This is a genomic window from Leucothrix mucor DSM 2157 (genome assembly GCF_000419525.1).
Classification (GTDB): Bacteria; Pseudomonadota; Gammaproteobacteria; order Thiotrichales; family Thiotrichaceae; genus Leucothrix; species Leucothrix mucor.
This window is the reverse complement of the sequence record NZ_ATTE01000001.1, coordinates 4,630,724-4,651,781: the sequence shown is the minus strand read 5'-3', so window position 1 is coordinate 4,651,781 and position 21,058 is coordinate 4,630,724. Positions and strand designations below refer to the sequence as shown.

19 protein-coding genes and 1 pseudogene are annotated in these 21,058 nt (G+C 48.4%); 12 read left to right on the top strand and 8 right to left on the bottom strand.

All coding sequences use genetic code 11. The annotated features are described in order from the left end of the window. The first annotated feature begins 180 nt into the window (after positions 1 to 180). Both LEUMU_RS0121270 and LEUMU_RS0121265 read left to right on the top strand, forming a co-directional pair. Positions 181 to 483 carry a PepSY domain-containing protein gene (locus tag LEUMU_RS0121270; RefSeq protein WP_022954330.1) on the top strand — a complete coding sequence of 101 codons (303 nt, stop codon included), beginning with the start codon at positions 181 to 183 and terminating at the stop codon, positions 481 to 483. A gap of 2 nt (positions 484 to 485) precedes the next feature. Beyond that, positions 486 to 1,010, top strand: a complete 525-nt coding sequence (locus tag LEUMU_RS0121265; RefSeq protein ID WP_022954329.1) for a cytochrome b/b6 domain-containing protein — start codon at positions 486 to 488, stop codon at positions 1,008 to 1,010. Between the two features lie 31 nt (positions 1,011 to 1,041). Here LEUMU_RS0121265 and LEUMU_RS29390 read toward each other — a convergent pair. Together LEUMU_RS29390 and LEUMU_RS0121255 are read right to left on the bottom strand one after the other, a co-directional pair. After that, positions 1,042 to 1,721, bottom strand: a pseudogene (locus tag LEUMU_RS29390) (VIT1/CCC1 transporter family protein). A gap of 18 nt (positions 1,722 to 1,739) precedes the next feature. After that, on the bottom strand, positions 1,740 to 2,243 hold the full coding sequence (locus LEUMU_RS0121255) for a helix-turn-helix transcriptional regulator (protein WP_022954328.1): 504 nt from the start codon (positions 2,241 to 2,243) through the stop codon (positions 1,740 to 1,742). Between the two features lie 178 nt (positions 2,244 to 2,421). Here LEUMU_RS0121255 and LEUMU_RS0121250 point away from each other — a divergent pair, with 178 nt between their 5' ends. The 5 genes from LEUMU_RS0121250 to LEUMU_RS27220 all read left to right on the top strand — a co-directional run bounded on the left by LEUMU_RS0121250 (position 2,422) and on the right by LEUMU_RS27220 (position 6,525). Then, positions 2,422 to 3,633: a TsoY family (seleno)protein gene (locus tag LEUMU_RS0121250; RefSeq protein WP_022954327.1), complete on the top strand. Its 1,212-nt coding sequence runs from the start codon at positions 2,422 to 2,424 to the stop codon at positions 3,631 to 3,633. 151 nt (positions 3,634 to 3,784) lie between these two features. Then, entirely contained in the window at positions 3,785 to 4,660 is an 876-nt protein-coding gene (locus tag LEUMU_RS0121245; protein ID WP_022954326.1) for a Rossmann-like and DUF2520 domain-containing protein, read from the top strand. Between the two features lie 94 nt (positions 4,661 to 4,754). Further along, positions 4,755 to 5,099 carry a DUF1127 domain-containing protein gene (locus LEUMU_RS0121240; RefSeq protein WP_022954325.1) on the top strand — a complete coding sequence of 115 codons (345 nt, stop codon included), beginning with the start codon at positions 4,755 to 4,757 and terminating at the stop codon, positions 5,097 to 5,099. 113 nt (positions 5,100 to 5,212) lie between these two features. Continuing rightward, on the top strand, positions 5,213 to 5,959 hold the full coding sequence (locus LEUMU_RS0121235) for a helix-turn-helix domain-containing protein (protein WP_022954324.1): 747 nt from the start codon (positions 5,213 to 5,215) through the stop codon (positions 5,957 to 5,959). Positions 5,960 to 6,180: 221 nt separating this feature from the next. Then, positions 6,181 to 6,525: a YjiS-like domain-containing protein gene (locus LEUMU_RS27220; protein ID WP_022954323.1), complete on the top strand. Its 345-nt coding sequence runs from the start codon at positions 6,181 to 6,183 to the stop codon at positions 6,523 to 6,525. Between the two features lie 182 nt (positions 6,526 to 6,707). On the opposite strand, the gene LEUMU_RS27215 is transcribed toward LEUMU_RS27220, so the two are convergent. The 6 genes from LEUMU_RS27215 to LEUMU_RS0121200 form a co-directional block, all read right to left on the bottom strand. Continuing rightward, positions 6,708 to 7,430: a sulfite exporter TauE/SafE family protein gene (locus tag LEUMU_RS27215; protein ID WP_022954322.1), complete on the bottom strand. Its 723-nt coding sequence runs from the start codon at positions 7,428 to 7,430 to the stop codon at positions 6,708 to 6,710. A 3-nt stretch (positions 7,431 to 7,433) separates the two neighbouring features. After that, positions 7,434 to 7,649: a cbb3-type cytochrome oxidase assembly protein CcoS gene (ccoS, locus tag LEUMU_RS0121220; RefSeq protein WP_022954321.1), complete on the bottom strand. Its 216-nt coding sequence runs from the start codon at positions 7,647 to 7,649 to the stop codon at positions 7,434 to 7,436. 40 nt (positions 7,650 to 7,689) lie between these two features. Next, on the bottom strand, positions 7,690 to 10,146 hold the full coding sequence (locus LEUMU_RS0121215) for a heavy metal translocating P-type ATPase (protein WP_022954320.1): 2,457 nt from the start codon (positions 10,144 to 10,146) through the stop codon (positions 7,690 to 7,692). A 12-nt stretch (positions 10,147 to 10,158) separates the two neighbouring features. Beyond that, a complete protein-coding gene (locus tag LEUMU_RS28895; RefSeq protein ID WP_022954319.1) occupies positions 10,159 to 10,332 on the bottom strand; it encodes a hypothetical protein in 174 nt (57 codons plus the stop codon). 109 nt (positions 10,333 to 10,441) lie between these two features. Continuing rightward, positions 10,442 to 12,142, bottom strand: a complete 1,701-nt coding sequence (locus tag LEUMU_RS27210) for a coiled-coil domain-containing protein (protein ID WP_022954318.1) — start codon at positions 12,140 to 12,142, stop codon at positions 10,442 to 10,444. Positions 12,143 to 12,332: 190 nt separating this feature from the next. Further along, on the bottom strand, positions 12,333 to 13,001 hold the full coding sequence (locus tag LEUMU_RS0121200) for a Crp/Fnr family transcriptional regulator (protein ID WP_022954317.1): 669 nt from the start codon (positions 12,999 to 13,001) through the stop codon (positions 12,333 to 12,335). 150 nt (positions 13,002 to 13,151) lie between these two features. Between LEUMU_RS0121200 and hcp the strand changes: the two genes are divergently transcribed. The 5 genes from hcp to LEUMU_RS27205 all read left to right on the top strand — a co-directional run bounded on the left by hcp (position 13,152) and on the right by LEUMU_RS27205 (position 20,395). Beyond that, complete coding sequence (gene hcp, locus LEUMU_RS0121195; RefSeq protein WP_022954316.1) at positions 13,152 to 14,822, top strand: hydroxylamine reductase; 1,671 nt, start codon at positions 13,152 to 13,154, stop codon at positions 14,820 to 14,822. A gap of 100 nt (positions 14,823 to 14,922) precedes the next feature. Continuing rightward, a complete protein-coding gene (locus LEUMU_RS0121190; RefSeq protein WP_022954315.1) occupies positions 14,923 to 16,008 on the top strand; it encodes a 2Fe-2S iron-sulfur cluster binding domain-containing protein in 1,086 nt (361 codons plus the stop codon). Between the two features lie 155 nt (positions 16,009 to 16,163). Then, the gene (locus LEUMU_RS0121185; RefSeq protein ID WP_022954314.1) at positions 16,164 to 17,948 is read left to right on the top strand and encodes a sodium:solute symporter family transporter; all 1,785 of its coding nucleotides are present in this window, start codon (positions 16,164 to 16,166) and stop codon (positions 17,946 to 17,948) included. A gap of 130 nt (positions 17,949 to 18,078) precedes the next feature. Continuing rightward, entirely contained in the window at positions 18,079 to 19,926 is a 1,848-nt protein-coding gene (locus LEUMU_RS0121180; protein WP_022954313.1) for a DUF294 nucleotidyltransferase-like domain-containing protein, read from the top strand. 154 nt (positions 19,927 to 20,080) lie between these two features. Next, positions 20,081 to 20,395, top strand: a complete 315-nt coding sequence (locus tag LEUMU_RS27205; protein ID WP_022954312.1) for a helix-turn-helix domain-containing protein — start codon at positions 20,081 to 20,083, stop codon at positions 20,393 to 20,395. The last annotated feature ends 663 nt before the right edge of the window (positions 20,396 to 21,058 follow it).

Here is a 21,058-nt window from a genome sequence, read left to right as displayed (position 1 = left end):
GCATAAATTAAGCAGCATAAGACAGATGCCCCATAGCCAAATAGCCTCTGGGACAAATGCCCTAAGCCGACATTTGCCCAATGCACGTACGCCATTCCTCCACTGTTTTCAATCTCCTGCGACTGTCAAAATTCGACTACGCCACCGATGGCGAATTATCCAACATAAAAGGAAACAACCATGCGTAAGCTAACACTCTCAAGCCTGATCATCGCCGCTACTTTTGCTTCAACAGCCGCTATTGCCGGACCAGACTGCACCAGTGAGCCACAGGAAAACTGGATGAGCGAAATGGACATGCAAAAGAAAATCGTTAATGACTACGGCTTCACTATGTATAAGTTCAAAGTCACCAGCGGCAACTGCTATGAAATCTACGGCACTGCGCCAAAGTCAGAAGACAATGTTGATGAGCGTGTCAAAACAGAGATCTACTTCCATCCTGTAACTGGCGATATCGTTAAGCAAAAAATCGAGGACTAATCATGCCTGGCACTCAGGAAATCACAATTTGGGATCGATTCGTCCGCCTGTTTCACTGGTCGGTAGCAGGTGCTTTTTTACTGGATTTCTGGGTGCTGGAAGGAGGTGACCCACCGCACGAATGGGTGGGTTATTTTCTGGGTGGATTGTTAGCCCTGCGTATTATCTGGGGATTTATTGGCCCGCACAATGCCCGCTTCAGTCGCTTTTTCCCGACCCCTACTCGGGTGAAAGTTCACCTTACGGACTTACAGCAAGGCCATATCGACCGCAGCGAAGGCCACAACCCTCTGGGCGGCGCCATGGTGATTGCCCTTATGCTGATGCTAGCAATCGTATCAATAAGCGGCTGGATGCTGACCTGGGAGATGTTCTGGGGCTCAGATGAGGTCGAAGAGATTCACGAGATTAGCGCCAATCTCACCATGATTTTGGTGGTAATCCATGTGGCTGCGGTGATTGTTATGGGACGCTTTACCGGCATCCCACTGATTCGCACCATGATTACAGGTAAGCGCTCGGTTTAAATAATCTGGTAGCCTAGGCACCTCGCGTTGCTTAGGCTGCCACACCAAATAACGAACCCACTCCAGCGGTCAGCGCCATCGCTAAACCACCCCAAAACGTCACGCGAATCGCCGCTTTTAATACCGAAGCACCACCCGCTTTCGCGGACAACACTCCAAGCAAGGCTAAAAACACCAGCGAACTGCCCGCAACACCCCACATCAAGTAAGACTCAGGCGCGAGCAACACCACTAACAATGGCAATGCCGCCCCCACTGAAAAAGTCAGTGCGGAGGTAACCGCCGCCTGAATGGGATTGGCTGCGACCGTATCGGTAATTCCTAACTCGTCACGAGCATGGGCAGATAGTCCATCAATTGCACCGCCACCTCGGCAGCCAACTCTGGGGTTAAGCCGCGCTCCACATAAATCGCAGCTAGCTCTTCGTGCTCATATTCCGGCTCATCAATCAGCTCTTGCTTCTCACGTGCCAAATCAGCCGACTCCGTATCAGCTTGTGAGCTAACAGACACATATTCACCGGCGGCCATCGACATAGCGCCAGCCACTAATCCCGCCACGCCGGCAACCAAGACTCCCGAAGAGCCGGCCTCTGCCGCGGCCACGCCTAAAATCAAACTCGCGGTCGAGACAATGCCGTCATTCGCCCCCAATACTGCAGCCCGTAACCAGCCAACCCGATTGGAATAATGCTTTTCTTTTTTCCGCATAAAAGTGGCCTTTGCTCGTTACTGTAAGAAGTCTTCAAAAAACCAAGCGGCAAATTCATGTCGACCATTTAAACCGGACTTGCGATAGATCATTGAAGCTTGTTGGCGTACGGTCTTTTCTTTGGTCTCCCACACACCGGCGATTTCCTCAAAGCTTAGCCCTTTGAGTAATAGCATAGCCACGTCGCGCTCGCTGGGCGTTAGCGCCCAATCCGTCAATTGTTGCTGAATCACTTCGCGATATGACTGCTGCACGCCTTTGAGTTTTTCGTTTGAGGCTGATAAGCGAGTATTGGCCTGTTGCAGCTGCTGTTTGATTTGCTCAATTTCACGACGGCGCAGCATCACTTCCCACAGCAAATACGCAATACCGCCCACCGAAGCAATCACCACAAACGCTTCTTGAAACAAATGCCACGCAGGAGACTGCTCCCGATAATCACCAATAAAATCAGCGATATTCATCAGCGCAGTCACAGTTAGCAGAACAATAAAAAAGAGCTCTTGGAGGCGAAAGTTCATCACAACATCATTCCCTGAATTGAGTATTTTTGAGCTGTCCGGACTATAGCAGCCCCCTCTCCTAATGCAAAATTGTTAGCCAATTCGCTGGCAGACTTCTCGATTGAGAAATATCAATTTAAATATTAGCACTTACTAATACACTAAACCTATGACAAACCTAATGGAGGACGAAGAGATGTTCGCATTAAACAAACACATGGGTGAAAAATATTCCCCGATGTACTTTCTGGCAGCGCTGGGCGCAGGCGGCTTGGTGGTTTCATTTTTTATGTATTTGATGTTTATGACACCCCACACATCCGCACCAATACCCACCTTTGACACGCTGATGTCGCTGGTTCAGACCGGCAATATATGGCAAATTGGCATGATCGTGGCCGCGATTATTGGCATTATTGTCTTTAGTGTTTTGCACGTTCGTTTGCTGGTTTGGAATATCCAAGAGTACAAGGCGTTCAAGACAACTGAGGCCCATAAAGCCCTGTTTGCCAGCAATGGCGAAGTACAGTTAATGGCTATTCCGCTAACCTATGCAATGTCGGTGAATGTGGCGTTTATTGTGGGTGCATTATTTGTACCGAGCTTATGGACGATCGTTGAATACCTATTCCCAGGCGCGCTACTGGCTTTTGCTGCAATTGGTGTTTATGCGCTGATCTTATACGGTAATTTTATTTCTCGCTTATTGTCACAAGGTAACTTCGATACCCGTAAAAACAATAGCTTAAGCCAGCTGTTATCAGTGTTTGCCTTTGCGATGGTCGGCGTGGGCTTCTCAGCCGCTGGCGCGATGAGCCATACGCTTGTTACCTCAGGCATCGGCATTATTTTCGCGATTTTATTTCTGACTATCGCCACCGTAATGGCAGTGATCTCGCTGGTATTGGGCTTTCGCGATATGTTATCCAACGGTATTGATCGGGATGCAGCCGTTTCGCTGTGGATTATGGTGCCAATTATCACGGTAATGGGCATTGCGATTTACCGCATTAATATGGGCTTACATCATAACTTTGCGATGCCTAGCTCGAATGCTGGCGTACTGATTTTGTTCTCGATTCTCGCCAGCTTGCAGGTCATGTTTGGCTTGCTGGGCTATCGTGTGATGAAAGATACCGAGTACTTTAAACGCTTTATTCATGGCGATGATAAACATGCTGTGTCGTATGCGCTGATTTGCCCCGGAGTAGCAGGTACAGTCATGGCATTCTTCTTCCTGCATAAAGGTTTGGTTGCTAATGGCATTGTCGCGATATGGTCTGCGCCGTATTTTATCTTGCTAGTTCCTATCGTATTGCTACAAATCCTGACCATTCGGGTGCTGTTTAAATTGAATGGCAAGATGCTAACAGGCAAACCTGAGCCGGTGCTCAAGCCAGCCATCTGATCAGGCATAAGCCTTACGTTATCAAGCCAGACACTGGAAACGGTGTCTGGCTTTTTTACAGGTGCCAACTCATCATTAGAACGATTTCATGGTTTGACTTTAGATCGTCGCTTACGGATGATTTGAGCCTCATTAATCAAAGACCACCGTTATGGCATATCGCATTAACTTTATCGGCTGCGGGCAGCTTGGCCGCACACTGGGCTTGTTATGGCAGCGGGAGCACACCGTTGTCATTGGCGATATCCTGAACCGCTCGCTAGACAGCGCTGAGTCGGCGGTAGCCGCCATTGGCGCAGGCCGCGCCATTGATGATATTGCACAGATGCAAGCCGCTGAGCTAACAATTGTAGCCTGTGGCGATGATGCGATTGCTGACTGCAGTCAGATGCTGGCCGATAGCGGCGTGCTGCGCGATGGCGATGTAGTGTTTCATTGCAGTGGAGCGCAGTCATCTGCCCTGCTTGCCAATTGTCGGGAGAAAGGCGCGTACATTGCCAGCATCCACCCAATTAAGAGCTTTGCCAATCCACAGCTGGCTGCCGATAGCTTTGCTGGTACTTATTGTGGCGTTGAAGGCGATGCAGCAGCTTTGTCTTTAGCGGGTCCTCTATTTAGTCAGTTGGGTGCTCACCTGTTACCAATTCATGCAGAGCATAAAACGCTTTATCACGCGGCCAGTGTTATCGCCTGTAACTATTTGGTGGCGCTGCAAGAGCTCAGCATTCAAACCTTTGCAGAAGCCGGCATTGAACGCGAACAAGCCATGGCTGTCTTAAAACCCATTGTTTCAGGCACCGTTGAAAACGTGTTTCGCTTGGGTACTAGTGAAGCACTCACCGGCCCAATTGCCCGCGGCGATCACGAAGTGGTTAATAATCAACTAGACACTATCAGTGCATGGAATAAAGACTATGGAAATCTATATCGGCTACTTGGCGATCTATCAATACCGTTAGCCCGCGAACAGGGGCACGCATCAGCGGCGGATCTGGCGAAAATTAAGGCCCGACTCGATAAAGGTTAGTTTTAATAAACCCGAAGCCAAAATCTTGTCTCTTGTGCGTCGCAACAAAATGACTATTATTGTAACCATGAACAACACACATGGAGCACATAAAATGTCATTTCTAAAAAATCTAAAGAACTCACTGTCTTCAACTATCGAATCTTATGGTCGTTATAAGACTTTGAGTTACTTGAACAATCTTGGCGATCGTACACTAGACGACCTGGGTTTCTCACGCGCTTTGCTAAGCCAAGGTGTCGATGCATGGCCTTGGAGAACAGATGAAGTTCGCAACGCTGCAAACCGTAACCAAGACAGCACTTCAATCACTGCAGCTATCGAAGAGCTAACAGCTTATAACGATGCTGAGCTGGCTGATTTAGGGATCTCTCGCGGTCAAATCCGTGAAGCCGTACTGAACGGTCGCGTAGGAATTGAAAACTCAAAGGCAGCTTAATAATGCTGACTAACAACCTCGCCAACTAGTCTGGTAAGTTTTAAATTAGCTTGCCAGCCTATTGGCGGAGGTTTAGTCTAAAGGCCATCACACGTAACTAGTATCATTAAGATATGGCCAACCCTAAACATGAAGCTCATTCCTGCAGCCATTGCTCACTGAGCGATATTTGTCTGCCGCTTGGGATAGATAAAAATGACTTGGATCGTTTAGAGAAATTGGTTCAAGGCTCACACATTCAACACGATGGTGATGTTGTCATTCAACAAGGCACACCATTCACCAAAATCTTCGCCGTAAAATCCGGCATGTATAAATCCACTAAGCTCAATGCTGATGGTCACGAGACTATCACAGGCTTTCACCTGCCCGGTGAGTTGATCGGCTTGGATGCGATTTATCCCATGGAATACACCAGTAGCACGACAGCCCTGACCACCTCAGCGCTATGCCAACTGGATTATGACCAACTGACTGACCTATCGGCGCACATTCCTGCATTGCAAAAACAGCTTATCCGCCTAATTAGTAAAGAGATTAATAACTCCAACGCCTTATTGTCGGAGTTAAGTGCTGAGCAAAAGCTCGCCTCCTTTATTCGCAACCTTGCAATTCGCTACGAAACACGTGGCTATTCTGGCAGTGAATTGATTTTGGCAATGACCCGACAAGATATTGCTAATCACTTAGGTATGGCCGCTGAAACCGTGAGCCGCTTATTAAAGCGCTTTCAGGACAAAGGTGTGCTTAAGATTAATCACCGCGAAGTGAAGATTTTGAACCCTGAGCAACTGCTAATACTCACCGGTTGCGAAGTACAAACACAAAATATCGACACCTCAAAACTGCACAAAGGCTAAGTATTTAGCAGACAAGCGATTACTCTATGACCGCTTGTCGCCCTCCTTTCAGAGCTCTCCCTCCGCCACGCCACAGTTTTAGCGCCAATACAACCTAAGCTGAATTTGGTTCATATTTTCTGGATAAATTTAGTAACCCGAACATCAAATTCTTGTCTCTTGTGCGTCGCAGCAAAAAGACTATTATGCGCTCCATGAACAACACACATGGAACATATAAAATGTCATACTTTAAAAATCTAAAAAACACTTTGTCTTCAGCTATCGAATCTTACGGTCGTCATAAGACATTGAATTACTTAAACACTCTTAGCGATCGCACATTGGATGATCTGGGTTTCTCTCGCGCTCTATTAAGTCAAGGCGTTGAAGGATGGCCTTGGAGAACTGAAGAATTCCGCAGCCCAACCAGCAAAGCTCAAGACGCTTCAGCAATCGAAGCCGCTATCAAAGAATTGACTGCTTACAACGATACTGAGCTGGCTGATTTAGGTATTTCTCGCGGTCAAATCCGTGATGCCGTTACTAAAGGTCGTGCAGGAATTGATAGCACACAGGCAGCTTAATCATGCTGGCTAATATCCCCGTCTGCTAGATTGGCAAGCTAGAAATGGCTTGCCGGTCTGCTGGCGGAGGTTAGTTTTACCCCCCCCCTCCCAACAGTTAATTGATCCATATCCTGATTCATCCAACACTGGATTGACTCGATACTGATTAGCCAAACCTTTTGGAATCAGTCAAACAAGCCTTACAAAATACAACGTGCCAGATTATAAAACAGCGGATGCTGTTGAATGGCTTCATGGCTCGCCAATTGCGGCGCTAGAAAAATCAACGTACCAATCAGAATAAAGAACACGCCTCCACTCTGTTGTACTGCACGTTTCTGCAAAAACCCTTTAAATGCCCAAAACACCTGACCGGTTAGCAACATTGCTGGCAAGGTTCCGACACCAAAACCCAACATTGTTAGTCCACCACCCCATGCCGAGCCACTCACGCTGGCGACCGACAATACCGAATACACCAGTCCGCAGGGCAGGAATCCCCACACTAAGCCTTGGCGAAACGACTGCGCATAAGTCACGGGCGCGCCTAAATTCAGATACGGCTTGATGCGCTGCCAAAAGGCATAGCCAAACTTTTCCAGAAAACTAAACGGTTTTTCGATACGAAACAGTAGCTGGAAGCCAATCACAATAATCATAATGGCGGCAAAGCGGCGTAGCCAGGTCGACCAATCCGGTAAGTTGAGTACCGTACCCACTTCGGCCCCGATAAAGCCAATGATCGCGCCAGCCATGGTATACAAAGCCACTCGCCCCAAATTCATCGACAGCAAATGCAGTTGATTTTCGATGGGTTTGCGCAGGGCTTGCGGACGGTTTAGCGCCGCTTGCAGCCCACCGCACATGCCTGCGCAGTGCAGGCTCGCGAGTAAACCCAATAATATTGCTGATACAAATCCCATAACTTATGACTGTCCGTTGCGGTTATCCGCCTGCCGTTTATCTGACTCTTGCGAGGTAGTGCGCGGTTGAGGTGCCGGAATTTTATCATCATCCAACACTTTTAGCGCTGGCGTGTGCAAATCATCGAATTGCCCCGAGCGAACCGCCCAGAAAAAGGCCCCAATCGCGCAGGCAACCAACACTAAACTTAGGGGAATTAGCAGATAAATAATGTTCATAAGCCGTAGCCTGTGTGATTGGGCGCATTGCCGCGCACACTTAAAAGGTTAAACGATTCAAACGGCGGGCATTAACCACCACCGCCAAAGAACTCAATGACATACCAATCGCCGCCATCCACGGTGCAAGTACGCCCGTCGCTGCCAGCGGTAATACGGTTAAATTATACAATATGGCCCAAGTCAGATTTTGCCGGATAATGTATTGAGCACGCTTGGCAACCTGCTGTGCAATGCCTAATCCCTGCAAACGACCACCGAGCAAAATCACATCTGCCTGACTTTGGCTAAGCTGGCTGCCGCTCGCCATGGCAATACTGACATTCGCCTGACCGAGTACCGGCGCATCATTGACCCCATCGCCAATCATGGCAACGTGCTGGCCTTGAGCTTGTAGCTCGCGTAAATAGGCGACTTTATCGGCAGGCAGCAAGTCACCCAAGGCTTTATCTACCGGCAAACTTTGCGCAAATCGTGATACTACACCCTGACGGTCGCCACTTAATATGCTGATTTGATCGCCTTGTTGCTTGAGAGACTGCAAAACTGGAGCGGCATCGCGTCGGATTTTATCGGATAAATAGACGGCGGCTAGAAGTTTGCCTGCTTCAGCTAGCAGTATAACGCTGTGTTGATCTTGCAGTGATGGCATATTAGCAATGCTGCATTGCGCCTCAATCCAGCTAGGGTTTCCAATAAAATACTGTTTTCCGCTAACTTGGCCATACACACCGGAGCCGTGTACCACTTGCACATCGGTGGCTTGCAGCGTGTTATTACTTGAAAAGGCACTCGCCAGTACATGATCGGTTTGTCGCTCAATGGCTCCGATAACCGCTAAGCAGTCCGCTTCCGGCATGTCAGCAAATAATTCAGCATGTTCAACCACCAATTCTGCGGTACTGAGCGTACCGGTTTTATCAAAACACCAGTGATTAACACTGAGTAACGATTCGCAAGCATCGGCATTACTGAGCAGTACGCCATGTCGGCTTAAAAAATGACTGGCGACGGTTAGCACAGCAGGCGTTGCCAATGAAAAGGCACAAGGGCAACTGGCAATTAATACGGATAACACAATGCCAAATACCCGATCTGGCGCGACGATATACCAAAATAATCCCACGGCAAATGCCAGCACCAATAAGCCAGCCACAAAGTAACGCGCCATGGCATCGGCTAAGCGCACTCGTTGTGGGCGCTGCGATTGTGCCCGATCCAGTAATTGCTTGATGGATGCGACCGCAGATTGCTCCCAAGCTTGCGTCACCACCAACCTTAAACGGCCGGATTGCAGCTTGGTACCACCAGTAACCAAGCTATCTTTTGCGCAAGCCACTGCCCGCGCCTCGCCAGTCAGTAAAGACTCATCCAACTGCGCTTCGCCATTTAATACGCGGCCATCACAAGGAATGGTTTCGCCTGCTAATACATCAACTTCATCGCTCTTTTCTAACTGCTGCGGGCTGATCACCAAGCTTTCGCCATTACGCCAAACAGTGACTAATGGTGGCAGTAATTGCCGTAAAGCATCTGCACTGGAAGCCGCACTGTAACGCGCCCGCATTTCCAGAAATCGCCCCAGCGATAGGAAAAATACAAACATCACCGCAGAATCAAAATAGACTTCGGCACCGAGCGTATGGTCGATCAGAACCTGCCAGAGGCTTGCGCTGTAAGCACCACCAATCGCCAGCGCCACGGGCACATCCATACCTAAATGACGATTTTTCAGATCAAACCAAGCGTGTTTGAAAAATGGCGCACCGGAATAAAACACAACGACAGTCGCCACCAACAAGCTAACCAAATTCAGAAACTGACGAATCCCCTCGTCCATGCCCTGATAGTCACCCAGATACACGCCAATTGCGTAAGTCATCACCTGCATCATCCCAAAGCCAGCCACCGCAAGGCGCTTTAAGGATTGACGGTTTTCAAATTCACGCTTATCTACACCGGTTTCGCTTTCATTAAGCGGGCGTGGCTGATAACCAAGTTTGGAGATGGTGCTTAAAATATCGCTTAGCCGGCTTTGCTCCGGCTTCCAAAATAACTGCACTTGATGGGTATCGGGGTTTAGCTGTACACGCTCCACACCCGGCAGCTGCGATAAGGAGCTATCAATTAACCAGGCACAACTGCTGCAATACATGCCTTGCACATAAATGCGTGCACAGGTTTCGCCATCTTGCTCTTTTTGATATTGGAGGCGTACTTCAGGCTGGTCATAATATTCCCAGCTTTTGCGGTCGCCGTACTGACCCGAAACTGCCGACTCCGGCAATTGATTCCCACGGTGCTGATAAAAATCGCCCATGCCATTTTGCTGGATAAAATCCGCTGCCGCCAAGCACCCCAAACAACACATAGGCTGCTCAATCCCTTTAATCGATAGGCGATAATTAGTATGGGCAGGAACATCCAAGCCACAGTGATAGCAGCTCAGTTCGTCATGAGAATGCGCATGGCCGGAGGCTGGGATAGCAAGAGGCATCGCTTAAGCCGCTTAGCGCGTTTGAGTAATGGCAGGTGGAACAATTTCAGGCGCATTATCGTAAGCGATATAAATCGTCACGCTGCTGGCCGCCACTACCATCAGTGGTAGGAGAATCACCATCCAAACCATGCCGTAACGGTACCATGGCAATTCAATTTCCTGAGTGTTTTGAACAATATCCATTTTCTGCCCTCTGATAGGCTGCCTTGTTTGAGTGTGAAGTCTAACAAGGCGAGCAACGAAAGGGATTGATTTGAGTCAATTTTTTGGGGATACGACTCCCTGAAATAAATTATGCAGGACGGTGGTAAGTCACCTGTGGGAATGGAATTTCCCAATTGAATTCAGTCGAGGCATCCACGCAATAACGCTGCAGCGCGCGTCTTAAGCGGTTGTATAAATCAGCGGCTTCGCCCTTAAAGTCAGCGATTACCACCAAGTCCAACGATGAGTCATTCGCCTTTTCAAATTCCACATTGAGGTTTAGTAGAATCTTGTCGTAGTTATCGGCCAGTAAGCGCTTTTCTAGGTACGCTTTCAACATGGCTGGCGCTTCGGTGGTTGCTAATTTCTGATAGCTATAGCTAATACCTAACAACTCTTTCAAGCGGAAATTCAATGAGAGATTTTGCGGCGAGGCGGATAAGAAATCGCTCAGCGTATAGGTACAACGCGCGCCACCACGCTGGATTAACTCAATCAACTCCAAAGAAATACCGATCACTTTGCCGCGAGTACCATCAGATAAAATCACCCAATCCCCACGCTCACAAGGAAACCACGGCTCACTTTTATGGCAAGGGCGGGAGTTAAGGCCGGTTAATTCACGCAGCTTTACGCGCTTAGTCAGGTCGGCTCTGGGGTTATATAAGGTGGTGAACAGATTGATGTTTTTGACTTCCCACGGGATGCCATCCATCAACAGCCGCTCGCCCTCGCGTACTGAGCCGATATTCAGGAAAATCTCAATCTGATGCCAGTATTTTGGAATCGCTTCGCGCAAACTAAAGGCAATACCGATCAAAAGCAGGATACTTAAAGTAAATAGCACCCAATCTTCCGACAGATAGAACACCAGCATCGGCCCAACAATCATCAAAACGGTGGTGACTGTGCGGTGTACCAAATCGATAATCCGCAAGCGCACGCTGCGGTTTTCTTTTTGGTAGCCCTTAATTACGAAGGTCAGCATCCGGTGCAGTAATCTCGACGCTAGTAATACCAGCGTCAAAGCGCCCAGCGCTTTTAACAAGACCCAAACGCGTTTTTGGAAGAAGGTTTTGATATAGCTCGGCGCATTTTCTTCACGAAGGCGCTCATCCAGCTCATATTTTTCAAGCTGTAAGGTCGCGGCGTTGAGCTCGGTTTGATAGCCATCTAACTTTTGCTGCCAGCGCGTCTTTAATTTTTCAAGATGCTTCCTTAGGGTTTCATTGCTGGCATTTTCTTCAAGGTTAGAAATATTCGTCAGCGCAGTCTGCACAATCGGAATGCGTTTATTGGCAAACTCGATTCGCTCACGCAAGTCCGCTTTCGCTCTGACATCACTGGTTAAGTGATTCATTTCTTTAAGCGTAGGCTCCAGCAAGGCAAAGAACTCTCTTTCAAAGTTGAAAGACTCCTCCTTCACTGCCCGTAGCACACTGATGTCCGTGTTAGCAGCTAGGTTTTCGATGTTTCGGGCAACATCCTGCGCTTCTTTGCTCTTAACATCTAAATCCAGATTGATCTGCGCTTTTTCTGCATCGGAGGTGGTTTTTTTGAATGCGGCACTGAGCTCTTCAATGTCTTTATCAATCAGTAATTGCTGAGCGATCAACGAGGTTAGCGTGTCGATGGTGGTTGGCTCAGCGGCGACTTGCGGCTCAGCACTTTCGATTGCGGCAGTCTCCTCTACCGGCTGGCTGGACTCCGTATCGGCAAAGGCCTGAGTCATTAGGAATAATGCGAGGAAAGGAATAATGAATTTAAGCTGATAGTTTTTATTGCTCATTATAATTCTACTGTGCCCAAGTGATTAAAAATGCCCATGAGTCGCTGCAAAAATCGAAGACCTTATTACTATTGATTATCAACGGCTTAATACAACAAAAGATAGCAGATATTCGGGGCGATTGCCGAGTAACATTCGAGCTTGCAGACAATACAAAAAACAGCCCTCTTCTCAAATTGGCACAACCAAACTAAGCCGAATCCCGCAATTCCCTTAATTTCTCTGGCTGCAACACCACAATCTCAGCCCCTTCCTCTAAAATCACTCCACGCTCTTTCATCTTTCCCAGTACCCGTGAAAAAGTCTCCGGTTGCAGCCCCAAGCGCGATGCCACTATCGCTTTTTTCGATGGCAACTGTATCCGTTGTTCAGTCGTCTCATCCGATAAAAACGCCAGAAAATACCCCGCCACTTTTTGCTGTGCCGACGACATACTCAGCGTGTGAATATCATTAATAAACTTATGCACCCGCAAACTTAAACTCGCCAACATCTTTAAGGCTAGTCCGGTATTTTGCATCATTAAACTGCGAATCACCGCCGCCGGAATCTTCACCATTTCAGTTGCTTCAATGGTGCTGGCAAACACTGGATAAGGCTTATCGAGCAGCGCAACAGACTCGGCAAAAGTTTCACCAGCGCGAATAATTTCAATCACCTTTTCTTTGCCATCTGGCGTCAGCCTGTACAAGCGCACACTGCCTTTAATCACCAGAAAAAAGTGCGCGGCAGGGTCCTGCTCTGAAAATAATAACTCATTCGCAGGATAGCTCACTTTTTTCGAAGCGTTGGCGATAGGCATCAGATCGGTTTGGCTGAGGCTTTGGAAAATAGCGGCGGTGCGTAGAAATTGTTCCATAGTGACGCCTTGATTTGGGGAGTCATAAAAGCCTACCACAATCGCTCAGCAGGCAAATAAAATTTGGCACTTGACCGTGGTCAAGGCGGGCCGCTCAACAACTCCGTACCCTGCGCCGCATTACTTACCGAATTTGATGTGGAGAGAAACATGTTTTGTTATCAATGTGAACAAACAATGCGTAGCGATGTTCAGGAAGATGGCTGTTCAACGGATCAGGGCGTTTGCGGGAAAACTGCTGAAACGTCTGACCTGCAAGACATCCTGATTTATCAAGTGAAAGGCATTGCTCAATATGCACAACTGGCACGCACTTTAGGCGTGGTCGATGTTGCGGTTGATGACTTCATCCAATATGCATTTTTCACCACACTCACCAATGTGAACTTCGCATCAACGCGCTTTGTTAGCCTGATTCAGCAAGCCGCTGAAACACGTGACAGCATTAAAGAAAAGTACATTGCAGCGGCGTTATTAAAAGGCGTAGAAGCCCAAGCTCCAGCGGGTCCAGCACAGTTTGATCCAGCCGCTGATATGGATAACATCCTGAAGCAAGAGTCGGTTGCGATCGTTAATAAAGATCATAAGATCATTGGCGAAGACGCTAACGGCTTGAAAATGCTGATCCTTTACGGAATGAAAGGCATCTGCGCTTACTCACATCACGCTCGCATGTTGAACTACCGCAACGATGAAATTGATGCTGAAGTTGAGCGCATTCTTACCTACCTGACTAGCAACCCAACGGATATCGAAGACCTGTTAAACCAAGCCTTATCAGCCGGTCATTTGAACCTGAAAGTCATGGATTTATTAGATCGCGCCAATAACGAAACCTTCGGTAACCAAGAGCCAACGCAAGTTCGTGTAACACCGGTTGCGGGCAAGTGCTTACTGGTCAGTGGTCACGATTTACATGATATGCACCAGATTTTGGAGCAAACCAAAGACATGGGCATCAACGTGTATACGCATGGCGAAATGTTGCCAGCACACGCCTACCCTGGTCTGAAAAAATACCCACACTTAGTCGGTAACTACGGTGGCGCATGGCAGGATCAGCAACGTGAATTTGCTGAATTCCCTGGCCCTATCGTATTGACCTCTAACTGCATTATTGAGCCGGCTAAAAACTACCGTCAGCGGATTTTCACCACAGGCCCAGTCGGCTGGCCGGGTGTGCGTCATATCGAAAATGGTAACTACAAGCCGTTAATTCAGGCGGCTAAAGCGCTTCCTGGCTTCAAGGTAGACGCTGAAGAGAAAACCATTACCACAGGCTTTGGCCATCACACGGTATTGGGCGTGGCTGACAAAGTGATCGATGCCGTGAAATCTGGCGACATTAAACACTTCTTTATGATTGGTGGTTGTGACGGTGCAAAACCGGGCCGTAACTACTACACCGAGCTTGCTGAAAAGACGCCTGATAACACCATTATGATGACCTTGGGCTGCAACAAATTCCGCTTTAATGATAAAGAATTTGGCGACATCGGCGGCATTCCACGTCTATTGGATATGGGCCAATGTAACGATGCATTCTCCGCAATTAAAGTGGCGACTGAGCTGGCCAATGCCTTTGAGTGTGGCGTCAATGAATTGCCATTATCGCTGATGGTGTCCTGGTTTGAGCAGAAAGCGACAGCGGTATTGTTAGCCCTGTTGGCAGCTGGCGTAAAGGGTATCCATCTCGGCCCTAGCTTGCCGCCATACCTCACGCCAAACCTGTTGGCTGTTCTGTCTGAGCGCTTTGACTTACGCATCAATGGCACAGCAGAAGCTGACTTGGAGCGCGCGTTAGGCCATGCAGTTGCCTAAGTTTAGCTAAATGGCTGAATAGCTCGCGCGGTTAAATCGTGAGCTATTGTTAAATACAAGCCGGAGTTAATCGCTCCGGCTTTTTACATGGAAAATTACGATGTCAGCTTTTCAAATTCAATTAAATACCAATGATGGCCAAACGCTGTCGTTTGCTTGCGAGCCCGAAGAAGATTTGGTTTCAGCCGCTGAAAAAGAGAATATCTTTCTGGCTGCACAGTGCCATGCCGGTTCTTGTGGTGCGTGTATTGCCCACCATGAAAGCGGTGATTATCGCTTAGGCGAGTGCAGTACCGATGCGTTGACCAAAACTGATATTGCCAATCAGCAAGTCTTACTCTGCCGTACTTATCCAAACAGCGACCTGACCATGACGCTGCCCTACGCCTATAGCGTGGTGCGCTTTGAGAAAATGCCAGAGCGCGAAGCAGAGATCGTCGCCAAGACTTTCCTCACCGAAGATACGGTAAAACTCGACCTACAATTATTACCAGATGAAGACGACAGCCTCAGTTTGGACTTTGAGCCCGGCCAGTTCATGGAATTCCATATTCCGGGTGATGAGGATGGCGCTAAGCGCGCTTATTCTCTGGCGAATGCACCAAACTGGGATGGCAGTCTGGAGTTTTTAATCAAGCTGCGTAAAAACGGCCAGTTCTCAACCTTCTTAGAAACTACCGCTGAAGCCGGTATGAAGCTGCGCTTAGATGGACCAATGGGCACGTTTATGCTGCAAGATCGCGGATTACGTCCTCGGTTTTTTGTGGCCGGTGGCTGTGGTTTGGCCTCAGTCATGTCGATGCTACGCCGTATGGCTGAGTGGGAAGAGCCACATCCTGTGAAGTTATTTTTTGGCGTATGGTCGGAAAATGAGGTGTTCTTCCAGCAAGAAATTGAAGCCCTCGCCGCTGAGTATCCCAAACTAGAATATCAGATTTGCGTAACAGAGCCGTCTGAAAGTTGGCAAGGTTACAAAGGCTCGGTGGTCTCCGCATTTGAAGCGGCATTAAAAGCCGAAGCCACCAAACCCGATGTGTACATCTGTGGTTCACCAGGCTTGATTGAAGGCATTTCTACCGTCGCAGAGGCCTGTGGCATTGAGCGTAGCGAGCTGATGTACGAGCGCTACCTTGCCAATTCACAACCCACTGGCGCAAGCCGCTGTGAGGTAGTTGAGCGTACTTAATTCAAAATAACCCATGATTTGCGTATAAATTATGCGCAAATCTGTAAGTATTGGATTATTTCATTATCGAAACGCCTCCACATCTGATATGTTAGTTTACGCTTGTAGCATATCAAGCGTCCAATCTACTTGGTAATCGGAAGGAGGAACTCATAATGGAGTTAGAATTAAGCTCGATGATATTCGAGCGTCGTGTCGACATAGCGCTCATTACGCTGTATCTGGTATTCATTGTCGCCATCGGCGTTTTATTCAGCGGAAAATCCACAGACCCTAGCAACTACTTCCGTGGCGGCGGTAAAATGCTTTGGTGGATGACCGGTGCCAGCGCCTTTATGGTGCAGTTCAGTGCATGGACATTTACCGGTGCAGCCGGTAAAGCCTACAACGACGGCTTATCTGTCGCCGCCATCTTCATCGGAAACGCAGTCGGGTATTTCGTATCCTTCCTGCTGGTCGCCGAGATGTTCAGGCAAACCCGCTGTATCACCCCTGTTGATGCCATTCGCCGCCGTTATGGCCCGGTGAATGAGCAATTCTTTACGTGGGCTCAAGTGCCACTTGGCGTAATCCAAGCCGGTATCTGGCTAAATGGTTTGGCGATTTTCACCTCTGCTGTATTTGATATCAGCATCGAGTGGACCATCGTGATTACCGGTCTAATCGTAATGTTCGTCTCGCTCACCGGTGGCTCCTGGGCGGTGGTCGCCAGTGATTACATCCAGATGCTGGTCATTATGGCCATTTCCATTACGGCCACTGTATTTGTGGGCATGGAAGTCGGTATCGTGAATGTGGTCACGGAGTTCCCGAAAGACCTGTTTACCAATGACATGAGTTACGTCGGGCTATTCTTTGTCTGGTGTATGATGTCGATTACCAAGCAGATATTCAGTACCAATAACCTGTTTGATGCCTCGCGTTACTTAGTCGCTAAAGACAGTATCAACGCCAAAAAAGCCGCGCTACTGGCTGCTATTTTGATGTTTGCCGGTACCTTTGTATGGTTCCTACCTCCAATGGCAACCGCGGTAATGGGCATCGACCTTGCTGCGCAGTACCCATCACTTGGCTCTAAAGCGGCAGATGCCTCCTACCTAGCCTTTGTTGATGTCGTTATGCCGGTCGGTATGGTCGGTATCATGATGGCTGCTCTGTTCTCAGCGACCATGTCATCAATGGATTCAGGGCTGAACCGCAGCGCCGGTATTATGGTGCTGAACTTCTATAACCCAGTGATCAAGAAGGGCAAAGCCAGTAACGCAGAATTAATGCGCGTAAGTAAAATCCTGACTTTCTGCTTTGGTTTAGTGATCGTGCTAGTCGGCTTATTTATCTCATCGCTGAAAGGCTTAAGCCTGTTCGATATCATGCTGCAAACCGGTAGTTTAATTCAGATGCCGATTCTGATTCCGTTGTTCTTAGCGGTCTTTGTAAAGAAGGTTCCTGACTGGGCACCTTGGGCAACCGTACTGGTTGGTTTATGTGTATCCATGCTGAGTAAGTTTGTGCTGACTCCAGACATGTTTGCGGACCTGTTCGGTGTGGTCTTCAGTAAGCGTGAAGGTGCTGATCTGTTGTTTGTTGTTTCAATGTTGCTACACTTGATCATTACTATGGGCTTCTTCTTCTACACGCGTCGCTTCTACAAGCCAGCCTCGGCTGAGCGTGAAAAAGAAATGGCAGCCTTCTTTGATGATATTAATACGCCAGTGGTTGCAGAAGAGAAAGGTGCAACCGCATCTGACTTGGAGCAACGTAACAAGCTAGGTATTCTCGCCATGGTTTATGGTGCTTGCCTATTCCTGTTGCTGTTAGTGCCACAACCAGAAGGCAGCACAGGCGCGGTATTGGGCTTTGTGATGACCGGTGGTATCGTACTGGGAATCGGTTGTTTGCTTAAATGGTCAGCTCGTGAAAAGCCATCCAGCAGTCACTAAGCAGCAACTCGCAACACGCTAGAATCCGGTCTCTAAAACCGGCACTCACAGGAGTCGACACTCATTCGGCTCCTGTGACACCTCTCAACAGGCTGGTATAATCGATGACACGAATACGGGGAGTTCGCTCATGTTAAGCAAAATAAAGCCGTTTTCTAAATTACCTGAAACCTCTCTGGCAAAGATTCGTGCGGTCGCGGTTAAGCGCTCGCTGCAAGCCGGAAGCTTGGTGTTTGAAGGTGACGAAGATGTCACCCTGTCCGTGATCTATGTGGTGCTCTCCGGACGCTTAAAAATCATCGATCACGATCAACACGCCACTATCCGCCACCTTGGCAGTGGTGAAATTTTCGGGCATTTTTCCTTAATCCGAAATATGCCATTACCCTATCGCGTAGAGATCACCGAAGAAGGCGAGATTCTCGAAATCCCTAATGAAGTAATTCGCGAGCTATTCACTCTACACCCCTTTTTAGGTAGCTGGTTTCAAGCAGATCTGCGCCGTTTTGAACGCGAGCTAGGCGCATTTGATGATGTCGCCGGTAGCCGCTTTCTGTTTGGCCAGCGCTTATATGAGCTACCAAAAGCGTCCACCCTCACCTGTCGCTACCACTGCTCGATTCGCTTAGTCGCGCAATTGATGACACGCGAAGACTGTGATTGCGTGGTAGTACTCAAAGATGACAAGCCCATCGGACTCGTCTCCGATACGGATTTTCGCAATAAAGTCGTGGGACAAGGCATCTCTGCCGAAGAGCCGATCACCACCATTATGACCACCGAACTGCACACCTCGCCTGCCAATGCGCCAGTCTTTGATGGCATGATGCTCATGGAGCAACACGGTTGGCGGCATTTAATTCTACTGGATAAAGAAGGTGAGTTTTGCGGCGTAGTCAGCGAAGCCGATCTGGCACGTACCCTGCTGGCAAGCCCGACCGCACTACGCCGACGACTCACTCAGGAAAGTACTGATGAGGGTTTATTGGAACTGCGCCAAATAGCCAATGCCTCGTTAATCACCATGCATCGCCGTGGGGTACGAACCCGCGATTTACTGCGTATGAATACCGGCTTTAACGATGCGCTGACGGTACGCATTATCGAAATCGTTAGCGCTAGCATGCCACCACCGCCGGACAAAATGCGTTGGTGTTGGTTGTCGCTAGGCTCTGAAGGGCGCGGTGAGATGGGGCTGCGTACCGATCAGGATAACGCGATTATCTATGAAGCCGAAGATGAGCAAGCTGCAGATCAATGGCTAAAAGCACTGGCTACCACCGTAAACGACAAGCTGGCAAAGGCAGGCATCGAGCTCTGCGACGGTGGCTTGATGGCGCGTGAAGACCCCATGCGCCAGACGCTATCATCTTGGCGCAGCTCCATTACAGAGTGGCTGGCTGATCCGGTAGAGGAGCGGCAACTCTGGCTCTCGGCCTTGATTGATTGCCGCGCTGTGCATGGCGATCTGTTTTTATGTTCGGCTTTTAAAAGACTGCTTCTTGAGAATTTACAGGTGAAACGGGGCTTTCCTCGTACGCTAGCCTTGGCGGCACTTGAGCCACCTTTGCCGGTTCGCCGCTTTCTTGGACGACGGGTAAAAGGCTCGAAGCACGATGGCGTTGAAGTGTTGGATGCGAAGAATGAAGGCACCCGCTTAATTACCAATGCCGCACGGCTATTTTGCTTGGATGCTGGCTGGTTAGAGCAGACTGACACGCTGGGGCGCTTGGCTTATTTGGCGGAGAATGTGCCGGAGCTGAAAGAGACTGCGAATGAGGCGGTGGTGGCTAATAGCGTGTTTTCGGATTTGAGGTTTGACTGGCATATGGAGCAGGTTGTTCGTGGCGAGCAGCCTAGTGATTTGATACCGATTAGTGAGGTTGGGGAGACGCGAAAGCGCTTGCTGTTGGGAGCTTATGAGACTGTTGAGGAAATACGGTTTCGGATACAGCAGCAGTTTGGGATGGATAGTTGAGGTGTTAGCTGAGTGATCGGCTTAGAAACTAATATGGTTATTATAATGCGTAAATACCACTAAATTTTCTGCTAATCTTGCTATTATAATACCTTATTAGAGAGCCGATGGTTTCTATGGCTCCATCTATCTCACTCTTTAGGCGCCACAGAAAATGGATAAACGTTACAACCCACTCCCTCCATTCGAAGAAATTGCGATGCGAAAAGAGCTACTTGGTGAGATTCGCGAACAGCCCGGGATGCCTTTAATGAGCACACTACGAACGCTACGCACTCGTACCCGCCTAACCGTTGCCGAGTACTCAAAAATGACTGGAGTGGCGACGCGTACTATTCAAAATATTGAAGCTGGCAGAGTGAGCCCAACGATTAAAACAGCGGATAAATTGCTGAAGCCTTTTGGCTTAGTCATGGGTGTTTGCTCTATTCTGTGCATTGAAAGTGTAACTAAAAGTAACGCTCAGTAATTACGAGTTCCGTGACATTTTGGATAGCGGCTGCCCCCCCCCAGAAATAACGCATCCTTCTTCCAGAACCTCTAGGCGTTCTTTTTATCATATGCGAGCCACAGTTTGGACATTTGGGTGTACTCATATTAACTTTTGGTGCAGAGGTATGCCTCGCCGTATTACTAGTAATCCGAGGAAAGTTTACTTTTAACTTTCCAGGAAGAACTAATGAAGACTCAGGTAAGAATACTCCCAGAGCTTTTAAATCACCTCGTATCACAGCCCTACTTTTCAAAGCCTGCATTAAAGCAGCATCCCGCTTAGCCTCTTGTATTAGTGTAGAAATACTAAACCCCTGTAAGACTCTATAACCTGATCGCAATTCAGTCAGAAAAGATGATCTAGAAGCACGATATTCACTTTTAATCCTCCTTTCTTCATTCGAGTCCTGTGACTTAGTTCTATCGTACTGAAAGCCAGCCTCACATGATTTACGCCAAGCCACTAGTCTTGCAGTAAACACCTCACCAAACCCTTGGACTACAGCCAAAGCTTAGGGAGATTGTGAACGGCTTCGGATACAGAAGCAGTTTGGGATGGATAGTTGAAGCAATCTCTTTAGAACTCGTTCATCATTTGATATAGTCAGAGGTAATACCTCGTAATACTTAGGCGAACCTT

Excerpts from the sequence above, each read along its gene's own strand:
- LEUMU_RS0121270 (WP_022954330.1), top strand. The coding sequence starts at position 181 with ATGCGTAAGCTAACACTCTCAAGCCTGATCATCGCCGCTACTTTTGCT.
- LEUMU_RS0121265 (WP_022954329.1), top strand. The coding sequence starts at position 486 with ATGCCTGGCACTCAGGAAATCACAATTTGGGATCGATTCGTCCGCCTG.
- LEUMU_RS0121255 (WP_022954328.1), bottom strand. The coding sequence starts at position 2,243 with ATGAACTTTCGCCTCCAAGAGCTCTTTTTTATTGTTCTGCTAACTGTG.
- LEUMU_RS0121250 (WP_022954327.1), top strand. The coding sequence starts at position 2,422 with ATGTTCGCATTAAACAAACACATGGGTGAAAAATATTCCCCGATGTAC.
- LEUMU_RS0121245 (WP_022954326.1), top strand. The coding sequence starts at position 3,785 with ATGGCATATCGCATTAACTTTATCGGCTGCGGGCAGCTTGGCCGCACA.
- LEUMU_RS0121240 (WP_022954325.1), top strand. The coding sequence starts at position 4,755 with ATGTCATTTCTAAAAAATCTAAAGAACTCACTGTCTTCAACTATCGAA.
- LEUMU_RS0121235 (WP_022954324.1), top strand. The coding sequence starts at position 5,213 with ATGGCCAACCCTAAACATGAAGCTCATTCCTGCAGCCATTGCTCACTG.
- LEUMU_RS27220 (WP_022954323.1), top strand. The coding sequence starts at position 6,181 with ATGTCATACTTTAAAAATCTAAAAAACACTTTGTCTTCAGCTATCGAA.
- LEUMU_RS27215 (WP_022954322.1), bottom strand. The coding sequence starts at position 7,430 with ATGGGATTTGTATCAGCAATATTATTGGGTTTACTCGCGAGCCTGCAC.
- ccoS (WP_022954321.1), bottom strand. The coding sequence starts at position 7,649 with ATGAACATTATTTATCTGCTAATTCCCCTAAGTTTAGTGTTGGTTGCC.
- LEUMU_RS0121215 (WP_022954320.1), bottom strand. The coding sequence starts at position 10,146 with ATGCCTCTTGCTATCCCAGCCTCCGGCCATGCGCATTCTCATGACGAA.
- LEUMU_RS28895 (WP_022954319.1), bottom strand. The coding sequence starts at position 10,332 with ATGGATATTGTTCAAAACACTCAGGAAATTGAATTGCCATGGTACCGT.
- LEUMU_RS27210 (WP_022954318.1), bottom strand. The coding sequence starts at position 12,142 with ATGAGCAATAAAAACTATCAGCTTAAATTCATTATTCCTTTCCTCGCA.
- LEUMU_RS0121200 (WP_022954317.1), bottom strand. The coding sequence starts at position 13,001 with ATGGAACAATTTCTACGCACCGCCGCTATTTTCCAAAGCCTCAGCCAA.
- hcp (WP_022954316.1), top strand. The coding sequence starts at position 13,152 with ATGTTTTGTTATCAATGTGAACAAACAATGCGTAGCGATGTTCAGGAA.
- LEUMU_RS0121190 (WP_022954315.1), top strand. The coding sequence starts at position 14,923 with ATGTCAGCTTTTCAAATTCAATTAAATACCAATGATGGCCAAACGCTG.
- LEUMU_RS0121185 (WP_022954314.1), top strand. The coding sequence starts at position 16,164 with ATGGAGTTAGAATTAAGCTCGATGATATTCGAGCGTCGTGTCGACATA.
- LEUMU_RS0121180 (WP_022954313.1), top strand. The coding sequence starts at position 18,079 with ATGTTAAGCAAAATAAAGCCGTTTTCTAAATTACCTGAAACCTCTCTG.
- LEUMU_RS27205 (WP_022954312.1), top strand. The coding sequence starts at position 20,081 with ATGGATAAACGTTACAACCCACTCCCTCCATTCGAAGAAATTGCGATG.